This is a genomic window from Streptomyces sp. NPDC055506 (genome assembly GCF_053643595.1).
In genome coordinates this window covers 1-15,149 of sequence record NZ_JBSHKH010000065.1, presented here as the reverse complement: position 1 = coordinate 15,149, position 15,149 = coordinate 1, and the positions used below count along the sequence as shown (strand labels likewise).

General features: G+C 73.7%; 13 protein-coding genes. 7 read left to right on the top strand and 6 right to left on the bottom strand.

The window, feature by feature from the left end; genetic code table 11:
• Positions 1-78 precede the first annotated feature (78 nt).
• Positions 79-612 (bottom strand): DoxX family protein, encoded by a 534-nt coding sequence (locus tag ACWIF2_RS23745; protein ID WP_454362642.1) that lies wholly within the window; start codon positions 610-612, stop codon positions 79-81.
• A 210-nt stretch (positions 613-822) separates the two neighbouring features.
• On the opposite strand from ACWIF2_RS23745, the gene ACWIF2_RS23740 reads away from it, so the two are divergent.
• The 5 genes from ACWIF2_RS23740 to ACWIF2_RS23720 are packed head-to-tail and all read left to right on the top strand — an operon-like array spanning position 823 to position 4,691.
• On the top strand, positions 823-1,011 hold the full coding sequence (locus ACWIF2_RS23740) for a hypothetical protein (RefSeq protein WP_382488642.1): 189 nt from the start codon (positions 823-825) through the stop codon (positions 1,009-1,011).
• 20 nt (positions 1,012-1,031) lie between these two features.
• Positions 1,032-1,727, top strand: a complete 696-nt coding sequence (locus ACWIF2_RS23735; protein WP_454362641.1) for a hypothetical protein — start codon at positions 1,032-1,034, stop codon at positions 1,725-1,727.
• Complete coding sequence (locus tag ACWIF2_RS23730; RefSeq protein ID WP_454362640.1) at positions 1,724-2,686, top strand: DUF6895 family protein; 963 nt, start codon at positions 1,724-1,726, stop codon at positions 2,684-2,686. The genes ACWIF2_RS23735 and ACWIF2_RS23730 overlap by 4 nt, the downstream gene beginning before the upstream one ends.
• Entirely contained in the window at positions 2,683-3,600 is a 918-nt protein-coding gene (locus ACWIF2_RS23725) for a DUF6895 family protein (protein ID WP_382488648.1), read from the top strand. The genes ACWIF2_RS23730 and ACWIF2_RS23725 overlap by 4 nt, the downstream gene beginning before the upstream one ends.
• 59 nt (positions 3,601-3,659) lie before the next feature.
• A complete protein-coding gene (locus ACWIF2_RS23720; RefSeq protein WP_454362639.1) occupies positions 3,660-4,691 on the top strand; it encodes a serine hydrolase domain-containing protein in 1,032 nt (343 codons plus the stop codon).
• Between the two features lie 61 nt (positions 4,692-4,752).
• Here the strand turns inward: ACWIF2_RS23720 and ACWIF2_RS23715 are convergent, their stop codons facing one another.
• The 5 genes from ACWIF2_RS23715 to ACWIF2_RS23695 all read right to left on the bottom strand — a co-directional run bounded on the left by ACWIF2_RS23715 (position 4,753) and on the right by ACWIF2_RS23695 (position 9,815).
• A complete protein-coding gene (locus ACWIF2_RS23715; protein WP_454362638.1) occupies positions 4,753-6,120 on the bottom strand; it encodes an alpha-lytic protease prodomain-containing protein in 1,368 nt (455 codons plus the stop codon).
• A gap of 55 nt (positions 6,121-6,175) precedes the next feature.
• Positions 6,176-7,840: an alkaline phosphatase D family protein gene (locus ACWIF2_RS23710; protein WP_454362637.1), complete on the bottom strand. Its 1,665-nt coding sequence runs from the start codon at positions 7,838-7,840 to the stop codon at positions 6,176-6,178.
• A gap of 238 nt (positions 7,841-8,078) precedes the next feature.
• The gene (locus tag ACWIF2_RS23705) at positions 8,079-8,843 is read right to left on the bottom strand and encodes a metallophosphoesterase family protein (RefSeq protein ID WP_454362636.1); all 765 of its coding nucleotides are present in this window, start codon (positions 8,841-8,843) and stop codon (positions 8,079-8,081) included.
• Entirely contained in the window at positions 8,840-9,127 is a 288-nt protein-coding gene (locus ACWIF2_RS23700) for a BON domain-containing protein (RefSeq protein WP_454362635.1), read from the bottom strand. The genes ACWIF2_RS23705 and ACWIF2_RS23700 overlap by 4 nt, the downstream gene beginning before the upstream one ends.
• A gap of 10 nt (positions 9,128-9,137) precedes the next feature.
• Positions 9,138-9,815, bottom strand: coding sequence for a nucleotidyltransferase family protein (locus ACWIF2_RS23695; RefSeq protein WP_454362634.1), 678 nt, complete (start codon positions 9,813-9,815; stop codon positions 9,138-9,140).
• A gap of 211 nt (positions 9,816-10,026) precedes the next feature.
• Between ACWIF2_RS23695 and ACWIF2_RS23690 the strand changes: the two genes are divergently transcribed.
• A complete protein-coding gene (locus tag ACWIF2_RS23690; protein ID WP_454362633.1) occupies positions 10,027-10,611 on the top strand; it encodes a hypothetical protein in 585 nt (194 codons plus the stop codon).
• A gap of 16 nt (positions 10,612-10,627) precedes the next feature.
• The coding region (locus ACWIF2_RS23685) for an HAD-IC family P-type ATPase (protein ID WP_454362632.1) at positions 10,628-15,149 on the top strand (4,522 nt) is incomplete at its 3' end.

Sequence of the window (15,149 nt, the reverse complement as noted above, 5' to 3'; positions counted from 1 at the left end):
CTTCACCTCCGGCCCCCCGAGTCCCCCCTGCCACGAATGGGCTAACGCGCGGTCCCGGACACGCGCACTGCCGACGGTTCAGACGGGGAGCTTGGCCCGGACCCGTCCGGCCGCGGCGGCGGGCCCCGCGGTGGCACGGACGGAGCGGCGGACCAGTCCCGCGTCGTGCCGCAGGCCATGGGCGGCATGGGTGCCGCGCCACAGCAGCGAGGGGCGGGCGCCGGTGTCGTCGGCGGCGATCAGCAGCCCGCCGAGCATGGACATGTTCTTGAAGAAGTGAATGCGCTGCTGGGCCCGTTCCGAGGGGTCCTCCGCCTCCCAGAAGCGGTGCGCCGCCAGCGTCGTGGGCACCAGCGTGGCCGCGATGGCCAGCGCGGCGGGACGCGGCATCCGGCCCGTGGCCAGCATCAGGCCCGCCACGACCTGCACGGCGCCGTTCAGCCGTACGACCTGCTCGGTGCTGTCGGGCAGGGCCGAGACACGTTCGGTGACCGGTTCCACGACAGGCTCGGCGAGCGGGGCGACCTCCTCCGGGGCACGGACGGAACTCAGGCCGCCCGTCAGGAACATCGAGGCCAGCATGGGGCGGCCGAGCACACGCAACAGACTCATGGTCCTCTCCAGGGGTGTCGGTGGGTACAGCGCTCGCCGGGTTCCCCGCCAGAGGCGAAAGCACGCACCCGATCCGCTGGGCGGGGCTGATACGTGTGCGCCGGATGTTGAACAAGTGATCTAAATAAACTCATGGGTAAGTTGGCATGATTTGTCCCCATCAGGTGCACTAGAGGAGAAGCATCCGCTTCCCCCCAAGGAGATGGTGCAATGTCCTCCACCGAGAAGGTCACCAAGGAACTGACGGGCATCCAGAGTGCCGACATCGAGGCGGCGCTCGACCCGGCAGAAACCGACGGCATCTACCGCGACAGCCGTGAGTGCGCCGCACTCGCGCTGTTCAAGGGCGGATTCGGTCTCCTCCTGTCGCCGCCCACCCCGCGCCCCAAGAAGGGTTGAGTGGACCGACAGGAGCAACCATGAAGCAGTCAGGCACTTCGTCTCTCTTGCAGGACGCGGTGCAGGACCTCGCTTCCGGCGTGGTCTCCGCTCTTCGGAGCGGAGACCACGCTCGTGCGGCCGCCCCCGTGGCGGTCGACCCGGAAGCGGAGGGCCTCGCCCTCGCGGCCGTACGTGTGCTGGGAGCCGACGCGTTGCTGTCGAGCACCCTTCAGCACAACCCGCCCCCGAACGACGAACTCGCCGTGTTCCGGAAGGCCGTGGAGGCCTACCCGCCCGGCGCCCACGCCGCCCCCACCGTCGTGTGGAGCCACTGGGGCATGCGACGCACGCTGCGGCGGCTCGACCCGGGCCACGCCGACGGCCCGGACGAAGAGCCCGACGCGGCCTGGCTCGAGGGCGCGAGCTGGCAGCTCCTGACGCACCAGCTCGCCGTGCTGGCCGCCCTCGCCCTGCCCGGCGAGGACAGCGCGGTCGCCCGCGCGGCCGCGCACCGGCCGGTCGACGTCGCCCGCGGCTTCGTGCGCGCCGTACGCCGCAGGGACTGGCGGCAGGCGGCCGGCGCCGGACGCTGGCTGACCCTGCTCGACGGCGTACCGCGGACGCTGGGGCTCGAGAACGGCCTGGACTTCGTGGAGCTGATGGGCGGTCAGGACCCGCTCGTGGCGCTGCAGGTGCGGGCGGCACGGATGACCCGGACGGGAGCGTTCGTGTGAGCGACGTTCGGGGACCACGCCAGGTGGCCGAGGACGCGCTGGCCTGGGTGTCCGCACATCGCGAGCGGTTCGCGCTGGGCGAGGACGCGCTGGCCGCCGACGGACAGGTGAACCGCAGCTGGAAACCGCTCGGGGAACTGGCCCAGGTGTGCGCGACCGTCTCCCTGCACACCGCGCCCCCGGACCCGCTCCACGCGTGCGCGGCCGACCTCATGACCTTCGCGTGGCAACAGACCGGCCGGGGAGAGCTGTTCGTGCGCCTGCAACGGCTGGAGCCCTTCGCCACCTACCCGTTGGAGGTGTACGCCGCCATGGCCGCGGCGGGCCTCAGGCACCCCGGCTACGAGGCGGCCACCGCCACGGTGGCCCGCACCCGCGGCTGGCGGCTCACCGAACAGGAGCCCACCCGGCGGCTCGGCGTCCTGAACGCCGAGACCCGCAGCGGCATCCGGCAGTCCGACGCGATGCCGCAGGCGCTGCGGCACACCTGGCTGGCCGGGCTGCCCGAGCCCTGGACCTTCGAGCAGTCCTCCGGCTACTCCCTCACCCACGTGGTCTTCCACCTCACCGACTGGGGACGCGCCGGGCCCGGGGGCGTACCACCGGACGTGGCCGACTACCTGGCCGACTGGCTGCCGCCCTGGCTCGACACCTGCCTGGACGCCGGGATGTGGGACCTCGGCTGCGAGCTGCTGGCCGTGGCGGCGAGCCTGCCCCTGCTGCCCGAACCCGCCGTCCTCGAGGACGCCTGGGCACGGGTCGCGGCGGTACAGCACCCCTCCGGCGCGATCCCGGAGCAAGGAGGCGGAACGGACCACGACGGCGGCCCGGACTTCCTCACCCACTACCACCCCACCCTCATGGCCGCCTTCGCGGCAACCCTGACCACAGGGCGTCTCGAGGACGGAGCCCGGGCGGGCACGCACCACCGGCCCGGCGGACAAGGAGTGCTGGGATGACCGACACCCGCCTGATCCACAACGTCGGGGCCGGCGCCCTGGAATGGCTGTGGGCCCACCGCGACGGATTCGAGCTGGAACCCGACGTCGACCCGGAGGTCGGATTCCTGGAGCGCTTCAAACCCATCGGCGAACTCGCCATGATCTGCAAGGTGCTGTTCCGCGAGGGCGTCGCGGGATCACGCCAGGCACAGCTGGCCCGGCAACTCGTCGACCACGCCTGGCGCGAGACGCTGGACGGCGGCCGCATGCTGGTGCGCGGGCAGCTCACGGAGCCGATCTCCCCCATCCCGTTCGAGGTGTACCTGCCCTTCAAGGAACTCGGCTACAGCCAGCCGGAGGTGGAGCGGGCCGCCGCCCTGAACCACCGGCTGGACAGCTGGGTGGCGTTCGAGGCGACCCCCACCCGCAGACTCGGACTGTCCGCGTTCCAGCGCCGGTTCGGCCTCCCGCCGCGCCCTCCGGAGGCCGAACTGCGGGACACCACCTGGCTGGCCCGCACCCCCGAGCCCTGGACGGTGGAAGGGCACATCGCCTACGACGTCACGCACAACGTGTTCCACCTGACCGACTGGGGAGAGAACCCGGACGGCCTGCCGCCCGCCACCGCCGACTACCTCGCGACCTGGCTGCCCGTCTGGATCGACGACTGGCTGGACCTCGAGCGCTGGGACCTGCTGGGCGAACTGCTGGTGGTCGACGCCTGCCTGCCCCGCCCCACCCTGGACGAACGCGCCTGGGAGGGCTTCGCCGCCGCACAACAGCCCGACGGGGCCATGCCGGCCCTGCGGACGATGCCCGAGGGCGACCCCGACGAGGTGTTCGACATCGTCTACCACCCGACCCTGGTCGCCGCCTACGCCTCCGTACTGGCCACGTCCCGCTCCCTGTCCCGACTGGCACACGCCTCGTGACGACCCGCCGGCACGCCGCGTGGCAGGACGAACCACGCGATTCCCCTCCTGTCACACCCGTGGCCGTTCGCCCAGCCCCGGACGACGGGTCGCTCGGCGCGCGGCTGGCGGACGCCGTCACCGCGGCCGACGCGCCGGACGTCGTCTTCGCCCTCTCACGGCACGGCCGCCGCATCGTCCTGAGCGGCGGCACCGCCCCGCCTCCGCCGCTTCCCCGGGAGGAGCTGCGGTACGAGATCGGCTCGGCCGCCAAGACGTTCACCGGGCTGCTGCTGGCCCGGCTGATCCACAGCGGAAGACTGTCCGGCGGTGAGCCGGCCATCGCCTTCCTGGACCGGGGGCGGCCGGCCGGTGCCCACCCGGTGACGCTCTCCCATCTGATCACCCACACCTCCGGACTGCCCGCCCTGCCGCCCGGCTTCTTCCTCCGCGCCCTGCCCGCCTGGCACACCAATCCCTACGGCCGCTTCCCGGCCGCCCGGGTCGTCGACGCCTTCCTGCGTCACGGTCCGCGCCACCGCCCGGGCACCCGGTGGCGCTACTCCAACTTCGGCGTCGCCGTGCTCGGACACGCGCTCGCCGCCGCGACCGGCACACCGTGGGAGGACCTGCTCACCGGCCAGGTCCTGCACCCGCTCGGCCTGGACGGCACGACGCTGCGCGCGGACGACTCCGGGTTCGACGCGCTCGGGCACGGCAGGGACGGCCGGTCACCCGTGCCCGCCTTCGACGCCGGGGGCTTCCAGGCCGCGGGTGCCGTACGGGCCACGCCGCACGACCTGCTCACCTTCCTCGAGGCCCATCTGGACCCGACCGGCCCATCACCACAACTGACCGCGGCCCTGCGCGAGGTGCGCCGACCCGTGCTCCGCCGGGGCATCGGACACCGGCACGTCCACACCACCGCCTGGTTCCGTCACCCGGCCGACGGCGGACCGATGTACTTCCACAGCGGGGCGACCCTCGGCCAGCAGGCGTTCCTGGGCTTCTGCCCCGACACCGGCACGGCCCTCGCCGCCGTGTGCACCCGCCGCTTCCGCGGCCACGACCCGTTCCTGGCATCCTCCTACGCGCTGCTGACGGGGGCGTAGCGGGCCCGGCCCGGCGCCGACGGCTTGTGCCGCGCCGGCGCCGGACCGTCCTGACCTCTCGTCACACCCGCTGCCACAGGGCCGGAGTGCGGGTCGGTGCCCACGGGCCCTGGGCCTGGTGGGTCTGCAGGCACTGGTAGCGCACCCCGGCGTGACTCACCGTGACGCCGGCCTCGTAGACACGGCCGGCGGCCCAGGTCTGCGCGACATTGCCCTGCGGTGCCGCGGCTTCGGCGACCGCGGTCTTCAGCGTGAGGCCGAAGTCGCTGAGCAGCGGGTTGATCGGCTGGAAGAACGTCGTGCCCCCGCTCTTGCAGTCGCCCGTACCACCGGAGGTCACGCCCTGCGCCTGGACGCCCGCGACGTAGGGCCCGCCGGAGTCGCCCGGCTCGGCGCACACCGTCGTCCGGGTCAGCCCGTCCACCCTGCCCTCGGCGTAGCTGACACTGGCGTCGTGCTGCTCGATCTTGCCGCAGTGCCACCCGGAGGTGGAGCCGGAGCGGCAGACGGCGGCCCCGACGAGCGCCTGGACCGAGCCGGTGACCTGCACCTTCTGCTCGCCCTCGACCTTCACGTTCGCCGTGGTCGTCCACTGGTCGTTGACGGCCACCCACGACATGTCCTTGCCGGGGAACGTGGAGGCCTGGAACGTGCCCTGCTCCGCCTGGTTGAACCCGGTCGTCGTGGCGCCCTTCTTGCCGCAGTGGCCCGCCGAGGCGAAGCCCTGCTGCTGGCCCTTGGTGACGGAGAACCCGATCGAGCAGCGAGCGCTGCCGTTGATGTAGTAGGGATCGCCGCCGGTGATGTCCGCCAGGAGGCGCGGCCGGTCCGCCGCCACCGTCACGCCCACGCTCTTGGCGTCGAGGCCCGCGGCCTTGACGAACGCGGCGGCAGCGGCCTTGCTCCGGGCCTGCACCACGACCCGGTTCGCCGGGATGTCGACGTACCACAGGGGCGTGTCGCGGGTGTTGGCACGGGCCGCTGCCCCGTCCAGCTTCTTCTTCGCCGCTTGGAGGTCCCGGAGCGTCTTCTTCACGACGGCGGCCTTGGCGCCCTGCGCCTTGATGGCGGGCACGTCAGCGGTGTTGGTGGTCGCCACCACGAGCTCCTGTGCCGTCGTGCCGCGCAGCCAGGCCCCCGCGAAGCGGTTGCCCAGGGCGTTGCGCAGCCGCCCCGCCCGGGTGCCCGCCTCCGCCTCGTTGACCAGCCGCCGGGACGCCTGGGCCGGGGTCAGCCCGAGGTCGCGCTGCAGAGCACGCAGCACCGGAGCGGACGGCCGGTCGACGCCGAGGGTCTGGGCGGCCGAGGGCAGCGGGCCCGCGGGGGGCGCCGGCTCGGCCGCCACGGCGGAGGGGAGCCCGGTGGCGACGAGCGCGCCGAGTGCGGTCAGGGCCGCCCGGCGGCCGGTCACGGCGTGTCTGTGGACCATGCGATGTGTCTCCTTCGATCACGGTGGAACTGCGGTACTGCGGGAACCGGGCGTGTCACGCGGGCTTCAGGCCGGGCGAACCCACCTCCGTGACGAAGGACGCGGTCGTCGAGACGGTGCCCCCGGGCTGCGTGATGGACGGGACGGTCCGGAAGTCGACCTGGGCGTTCGCGCGGCCCAGCTCCACCCGGACGTAGCCGCGCCGGCCGTCGTAGTACTTCATGTGGGGGTTGGCCCGCAGGTAGGTGTCCCAGTTGTCGGGCTTCTCGGTCCCGTTGCCGCCGCTGGAGATGGAGGTGCAGGTGAACTCCGTGCCCAGCGTCCGGGACCGCGGGTCGTCGAAGTCGTCCTTGATGTCGAAGGCGTACCCGACGTGGACGTCGCCGGTGAGGACCATCCAGTTGTCGATGCCCGCGGCCTTCGCGCCCGCCGTGACCCGGTCGCGGGAGGCGCTGTAGCCGTCCCAGGCGTCCATGGAGACCCGGGCCGGCCCGGTCACGTCGAACTTGCGCTGTGAGAAGCACACCTGCTGCGGCATCACGTGCCACAGCGCGGAGGAGTTCCGCCAGCCGTCCAGCAGCCAGCGTTCCTGGGCGGCGCCGGTCATGGTGCGGGCCGGGTCGTCCGACTCGGTGCCCGGCGCGTGCGGCCGGTCGTCGTAGGCCTGGTCGGAGCGGTACTGGCGGGTGTCGAGCAGGTCGAACTGGGCCAGTGACCCCCAGTTCAGCCGGCGGTACAGCCGGGCGTCGGGGCCCTGCGGCAGCTGCTCGGCGCGCAGCGGCTGGTTCTCCCAGTAGGCCCGGTAGGCGGCGGCGCGCCGGGCCAGGAACTGGTCCGGGGAGGTGCCGTTCTCGTCGAAGGCGCCCGCGTAGTTGTTCTCCGTCTCGTGGTCGTCCCAGGTGACGAGGAACGGGTGCCGGGCGTGTGCGGCCCGCAGGTCCGGGTCGTTCTTGTAGAGCGCGTAGCGCAGTCGGTAGTCCGCGAGGGTGATCGTCTCGCGGTTGAACACGTCGGGCAGCTTGCGGTCGCTGTAGCGGCGGGCCCCGCCGGCGGAGTCCACCGGATACTCGTACAGGTAGTCGCCGAGGTGGAACACCACGTCGACGTCCTCCTCCGCCAGATGCCGGTGGGCGGTGTAGTAGCCGTCCTGGTAGGCCTGGCAGGCCACGGCGGCCAGCCGCATGCCGGCGGTGGCGCTGTCCGCGGCCGGTGCCGTACGGGTCCGGCCCGTGGGACTGATCCAGCTGCCCACCCGGAACCGGTAGTAGTAGTGGCTGTTCGGCCTCAGGCCATTGACGTCGACGTGCACGCTGTGGGCGTACTCGGGATGCGCCGTGGCGACACCCCGCTGCTCGACGAGCGCGAACCACTCGTCCGTTGCCACCTCCCAGGAGACGGCGACCCGCTCCTGGCCCAGGCCGCCGTCCGCGGTGAACGGCTCGGGGGCCAGCCGCGTCCAGAGCAGCACCGAGTCGGGCAGCGGATCACCGGAGGCGACGCCGAGGGTGAAGGGGTCGTCGGAGACCCGGGCGGCGTCGAGTTCCGGAGCGGCGGTGGCGCCGCGGGCCGGCCGGTTGGTGCTGAAGGCGAGCATCGCCGCCGCCGCGGTGACGGTCAGGAATCGGCGGCGGGCGACGTGCGGCGCCGCGGAGCGCAGTACGGCGTCGTGCGGGGAGAAGGCATGCTCGGACGGTGCTTTCCGACGGCCCGTCAGCGCCATCTGGTGTCCTCTCGTACGGGGCAGGGCGCCCCGGACGGACGCGTGGGGCATCGCCGACGTGGGGAGCGCGGAGCATGCATGCTAAGCAGACAAAATGCCTGAAGCGGGCGCGACCTGCGGGGCGTTCACACCAGAGGCGGTACGGGAACAACGACTCGCGTCAGCTGCGACGCAACACGGAAAACGCCGCCGGCGTCGGCCGGCGGCGGGGGAGCGGGGGTCGGGAAGGAGGGCGGGGCTAGCGCGCTGCCTCGGCGGCGGCCCCGGTGGTCGCGTGATCACGCACCGGCAGGTGGTAGACGTGGAACGCCCGCCCGATGACCGGCTGGGCGACATTGCGCACCCGTACGCCGCCGCTCGTCATGCCGTGCTCCGTGCCGGCGTGCGCGTGCCCGTGCACCGCGAGGTCGGCGCCGGCCGTGTCGATCGCCTCGGCCAGCAGATAGCTGCCCAGGAACGGATGGATCTCCAGCGGTTCGCCGGCCAGCGTGTCCGGGACGGGGGAGTAGTGGGTCAGGGCGATCCGCGCGTCACAGCCCACCTCGCCGAGCCGCTCCAGGGACGCCCGCAGTCCGTCGGCGCAGCGGCGCGAGTGCCTGACGAACTCCTTCATGACCGGCTCACCGAACTCCCCGGCGCAGCGGCCGACGAAGCCGCCGCCGAACCCCTTGGTGCCGGCCACGCCGACCCGCGCACCGCCGCACGGCACGACCGTCCCCTGCCCCTCGAGGACATGCGCGCCGGCGTCCCTGAGCACGGCCGTGACCTCGTCGGGCTTGTCGTCGTGATGGTCGTGATTGCCCAGGACGGCGACCACCGGCACCCCGAGGCCCTGGATCTCCCGGGCCACCACCCGGGCCTCCTCGACGGTGCCGTGCCGGGTGAGGTCCCCGGCCAGCAGCAGGAGGTCGGCGCACTCGGGCAGGGTGTCGAACGCGGGGCGGAGCGCACCCTGGCTGTCGGGCCCCATGTGGATGTCTCCGACGGCTGCGATACGGATCATGAGAGCTCCTCCGCGTGGTCGGGGGAGGACGCCTCGGTGACCACGAGGTCGCTGTGCACCGGTGTCCCGGCGAGCTCCTCGAGGGCGGTGCGCAGGATCTCGTCGCGGCAGGGCGCCGAGGGCACGGTGCCGGTGAGCAGCACCGTCCCGCCGCGGGCCTCTACCCGTACGCCGAGTTCACCGAGTTCGCCGGAGGCGAGTCGCTCCTGGAGATGGGCGATGCGGTAGTCCAGGTTCTGCGCCGACGGCGCGCCGCCCGGGTCCTGGGAACCGTGGGTGCTCATGGGTGCTCCTTCAGATGACGTTCAGGCGCTCCAGGAGGAAGAAGAAGGCGGCGGGCATGGGCGCGTCCCCGCATTCGCGCCGTACCCGCTCCCAGTCGACCTTCTCCCGCAGGGCGCGCGCGATGGGAAGGGCGGCGCCGAAGTCGCAGTGGTGCTCGGAGAAGGCGGCGGCCAGGCTCCACAGCAGGTCGGTCGGGGCCAGCACGGGCATGCGCACCGAGTCGACCGAGATCTCCTCCGCCCGCTCCAGCATGTCCGCGCCGACCGGGCGGTCCGCCAGCTCGAAGATGATGTCGACGGGCTGGCCGAAACACGTGGCCTTGATCAGCCAGTCCTCCGGCGGCGTGTAGACGGTCAGTCCCGCGTCCCGGAGCGTGACGGCCACCGCCTCGGCGTCCTCGGGGCGGACGGCGAAGTCGACGTCGTGCTGGAGGTTCTTCTCACCTCCGTGCGCGTAGGCGGCCACGCTCCCGGCCAGCGCGAAGAGATGCCCCTTCCGCTTCAGCAGGGAACCGACCTGCTTGGCCGCCTCCAGAATCGCCTGGTTGCGGTCCAGGGGCAGTTCGTGCGGGGGCTCGCCGGCCTGCGGGTCCTGGGGCGGCGCGGGCTCGGTCCGGTCCGGTGCCAGTCGGAGGTCGGGTATCCCCGGCCGCCGGACGAGCGTCGCGTCATCACCGTTCTCCGTCATGACCACTCCATTCGCCGAACCGGACACTCCGCTGCCGCAAGGGCCCGCGTGCCCGCTCTGAGTACCCAGCGCGCCTGTGCCGACACGGAAGGCTGCGACTCGCTGCTCCGGCCGAACAAGACAAGCGCTCACACCGTCGACGACGGAATATGGGGCAAGAAGCTGGAAAACCGGTTGAAGACGGATAAAAAACGCACCTGTGGAGGTCGGCATGAACCAGGAGACATCACGTTCGTCTGATCTTCCGCAGCCGTTGCGGGCCGTGGTCTCGGGCCTGAGGCATCTGCCGGGTGCCGAACAGGTGGGGAAGGTGGCCGGAGGAGCCCTGGACAGGGTCGGCGCGGTGTCGCCGCGCGGCCGCCGGATGGCCGTCTACGCCGGTGCCGGTGTGCTCGGTGTGGCCGGAGTGGTGGAGTGGCCGGTGGCCCTGACCGGCGCCGCCGTCGCCTGGCTGACCCGGCCCCGGCCCGGACAGGAACCCGACGGCGCGTCACCGAACGGCGGCACGCGGACCGCCCGGGCCGGCGAACGCCGCGAGGGCACCGTTGCCAGGGACACGCCGGAGGACCAGGACACCTCCGCGTACGGCCCCGGCGGCAGGCTCGCCGCGTCCCACTACCGGCACGACCGGCCCGAACACCACGTTCACGAACAGCCCGCCAAGGTGGGCGACACCGCCACCGCCTCCGCGCTGAAGCAGGTCGCCGAAGCCACCGCGCACCACGAGGCGCACGGCGAGGAGCCGGACCGGGAACACGCTCACCCGCAGGGACACGACAGCCGGTCCGCCGGCTGAGTCGGGACAGCGGCAGATGCTCACACGCTTCGACGTCGCCCCGCTCGTCGGGGCCGTGGCAGGGGCGGCCGCAGGGGCCGTCCGTAACACCGCCCAGGGCGTGACGTCCGTCTACGACACCACGCGACGCGCGCGCAACGTCGCGCGCAACGCCCTGACCGGGGGGCAGCACTGGAAGGCCGGGCAGCACCTCCACCTCGCCCTGCGGAGCTCCGACGGCGAGGCCGGCACGCTCGCCCGCGAGCTGGCCGGGGAACTGCTCGACCACCCGGACGTCCTCATGGCGTACTGGGACGAGGGACTGTCCCGCATGGTGATCACCCTGGCCGAGGAGGCCGCCACCGACCGGGTCACCGAGCGCGCCACCGAACTGGCGGCCCGCTTCGGCCTGGACGAGGGCGCCGACCCGACTGCCCGGGACACCAGCCACCCAGGCGACCCCACCGAGGTACGCGTCACCGCGGCGGCGATCCTGCTGGACGCCGCCGGCGCGGCAGGCGCCCTGGTCGGCCGGTCCCTGCGCCTGCCGCCCACCTCACGCATCATCACCGCCACCGTCACCCTGCTGCGCGAGAACCCCCGCTTCCGCGCCCTGCTCCGTGACCGCTTCGGCAGCCCCGGCATGGAACTCGTCCTCGCCGCCGCCAACGCCGCCGCACACGGCGCCGGCCAGACCCCGCTGGCGCTCCTGCTCGACGGCGCCCTGCGCGGCACCCAGCTGACGGAGGCCGTGGCCAGGGCCGCGGCCTTCGAGGCACTGCACGACGACATCGTCCAGGAACGGCGCACCAGCCTGCCCTGCCCCCCGGACACCCGGCCGCCGCTCAAGGTGACGCCCGCCGCGGAGTACGCCTCCCACGCCAGCACGGGCAGCGTCGCCGGCGCCGCCGCCACCCTCCTCGTCACGCACAGGGCGAGCGACGCGGCCGAAGCGGTCCTCGCGGGATCCCCGAAGGCGGCCCGGTACGGACCGGCCGCCTTCGGCGCGACGCTCGGCACCTTCCTCGCTCACGCCGGGATCCTCCTGCGCAACGGGGAGCGCCTGCGGCAGCTGGAGATCGCCGACGCCCTGGTCCTGCACGCCGACGCCCTGCGCAGCCGGCGGGAGGACACCGAGGACGACGGCGACGGGCTGCCCGACGACCCGGTCCACCCCTTCGCCGAGGCCGTCCTGGACGCCGCCCGCAGGGCGGGACTGCATGTCGTGATCGCCGGCGGCTCCGACCTGAAGGACATCACCCGGCTCGCCGACGAGGTCGCCCCGGGCGCGAAACCGTTCGGCGACGTCGTGCGGGCCCTGCAGCGGGACGGGCACGTGGTGGTGACCGTCGCCCGCCTCAGGGCGTCCGGCGACGGACACGTGGCGGAAGGTCTGCCGGCGGGCGACGTGGCGATCGCCCTCACCGACGGACGGGCCGCCGTCTCCTGGGGCGTCGACGCCCTGGCCCCGGGCGGCCTCGCCGACGTCTGGCGGCTGCTCACGGCGATCCCCGCGGCCCGGCGCGTCGGACGCCGGTCCCAGACCCTGGCCCGCGCGGGCGCCGCCCTGTCCGGGCTCCTGGTCGCCCGCGGCGGACAGCGCCCGGGCCGACTCGGCATGTGGCCCCTCACCCGGCACGCCCCCGTCAACATCGCCGCCGCCTACGCCCTGCTCAATGGCTGGCTCGCGGCCGTCCGGGTGGCCCGCGCCACCCCGCCCCCGCCACGACTGCACATCCCCTGGCACGCCCTGGAGCCCCACGAGGCCCGCGACCGACTGGGACGCACCGGGCGCGACGACGAGCCCCGCGGACTCGCCCTGCTCGCCGACCGCTCGCGACAGCAGGCCGGACGCCTGAGCCGCCACCCGGCCGTGACCCCCGCCCGCTGGACGTGGCAGGCGGCCGGTGCCGTACGCCGCGAACTCGACGATCCGCTCACCCCCGTCCTGGCCACGGGTGCCGTCGCCTCCGCGCTGCTCGGCTCGCTCGTCGACGCCCTGCTGGTCGTGGGCGCCATGGACCTCAACGCCGTGACGGGCGGACTCCAGCGGCTGCGCGCCGAACAGGCACTGGCCCGGCTGGCCGCCCGGCAGCAGCCCAAGGCCCGCATGCAGGACAGGCATCGGCGCACCGTCACCGTCGACGCCGCCCGGCTGCGGCCCGGCGACGAGATCAGCCTCGACGCAGGCGACGTCGTACCCGCCGACGCCCGGCTGCTGGAGGTCGACGGCCTCGAGGTCGACGAGTCCGCACTCACCGGCGAGTCCCTGCCGGTGACCAAGGCCGTCGACGCCACGCCCGGACTGCCGGTGGCACAGCGCACCTGCATGGTGTTCGAGGGCACGACCGTCGTGGCCGGACGCGCCACCGCCCTCGTCGTCGACACCGGCGACCAGACCGAGGCGGGCCGCGCAGTCACCCTCGCCGCCCGCACCCCGCCGCCCGCAGGCGTCCAGGCCCGGCTGCAGGAACTGACCCGCAAGGCGCTGCCGGTGACGTTCACGGGCGGCGCCGCCGTGACCGGACTGTCCCTGCTGCGCGGCAGCCCCGTACGACGCGCCGTCAGCGGCGGTGTCGCGGTCGCCGTCGCCGCCGTTCCGGAAGGACTCCCGCTCGTCGCCACGGTCGCGCAGATGGCGGCCGCCCGGCGGCTGTCCCGGCGCGGCGTCCTGGTCCGCACCCCGCGCACCCTGGAGGCGCTCGGGCGGGTCGACACCGTCTGCTTCGACAAGACCGGCACCCTCACCGAGAACAGACTGCGCCTGGTCCGCGTCGCCACCGCCGACGGCACCGTCGTCGAGACCGGCACCGAACAGGCCCTGCCGGTCGTGCGCCTGGCCGCGCGCGCCTGCCCGCAGGAGGAGACCGGAGAGGGCCGCCGGGTCGCGCACGCCACCGACGAGGCCGTCCTCGACGTCGCCCCGCCCGACGAGGGCTGGGCCCCGACCGGCGAGCTGCCCTTCGAGACACGGCGGGGCTACGCCGCGGCGGTCGGCCGCGACGGCGACCCGGACTTCGGTGAACTCCTCGTCGTCAAGGGCGCCCCGGAGACGATCCTGCCCGCCTGCCGGGACCTCCCCGGCCACGCGACCGACACCGCCCACGAGCTGGCGGGAAAGGGGCTGCGCGTCCTCGCCGTCGCCCGGCGCCCCTGCCGGGCCGATGACGCCGAGGCCGAACTCGACGCACCGCTCGCGGACCTGGAGTTCAGCGGTTTCGTCGCCCTCGCCGACGTCCCGCGCGACACCTCGCACGCCCTGCTCGCGGAACTCCGCCGCTCCGGCATCCTGCCCGTCATGCTCACCGGTGACCACCCCGAGACCGCCCGCGCCATCGCCCTGCAACTGGGCTGGCCGGAGGAGACCGAGGCGGTGACCGGCGACGAACTCGTGGCCATGGAACGCCGCGAGCGTGTCCGGGTGCTGCACGGCGCGGGCGTCATCGCCCGGGTCGCACCCGAGCAGAAGCTGCACGTCGTCGAGGCCCTGCAACAGGCCGGACGGGTGGTGGCGATGGCCGGCGACGGTGCCAACGACGCCGCCGCCATCCGCGCCGCCGACGTCGGGGTCGGCGTCGAGTCCCGCGGCTCCGCGGCCGCCCGCAACGCCGCCGACCTCGTGCTCACCACGGGCGACCTGTCCGTACTCGTCGACGCGGTCGCCGAGGGCCGTGCCCTGTGGCGCAGCGTCGCCGACGCGGTGAGCATCCTCATCGGAGGCAACGCCGGCGAGGTCGGCTTCAGCGTCCTCGGCACCCTGCTGGCCGGTGCCTCGCCCCTGTCGACACGTCAGCTGCTGCTGGTCAACCTGCTCACCGACATGTTCCCGGCCATGGCCGTGGCGGTCACGCCGAGCGATGACCCCTCGACGGCGGAGCACGCCGCGACCGGCCCGATGAGCCTCGACGTCCTCGGCGCCCCGCTGCTGCGCTCCATCCGGCGCCGGGGCATCACCACCTGCCTCGGCGCGGTCACGGCGTATCTCATCGGCCGCCTCACCCCGGGCACCGAACGCCGGTCCACCACCATGGCCCTGTGCGGTGTCGTCGGCGCCCAGCTCGTGCAGACCCTCGCCGGCCGCCGCCACAGCACGCTGGTGTGGGTGACGGCCCTCGGCTCGGCCGCCGTACTCGCCGCGCTCGTCCAGACCCCCGGCGTCAGCCACTTCTTCGGCTGCACCCCGCTCGGCCCGGTGGCCTGGGCGGGCGTGGCCGCGGCCATCGCACTCTCGGCCCTGGCCCCGCGCCTGGAACACCTGCGGGCAGTCCACCTGCTCTACGAGGCCCTGACCCGCCTCGCCCTGCGCCTGGGTGACCTGACCCAGCAGGCCCGGGAACTGCTGCAGAGCGGAATCGCCCGGCCCCTCGGCTGCCGTCATCAGGCGAGCGATCTGCGGGAAAACCTCCGGATCACCTCCTTCCGCCGCACGCCGGTACCAGGCGAGGGCCTCCGAGGGTCTCCCCAGTTCCTCGTGCAGGGCGGCGACATGTGCCACCGCGTCCCGTCCACCGGCGTCGGCCTCTTTCCGGTACAGCACGAGTGCTTCCGCCAGTCGGCCC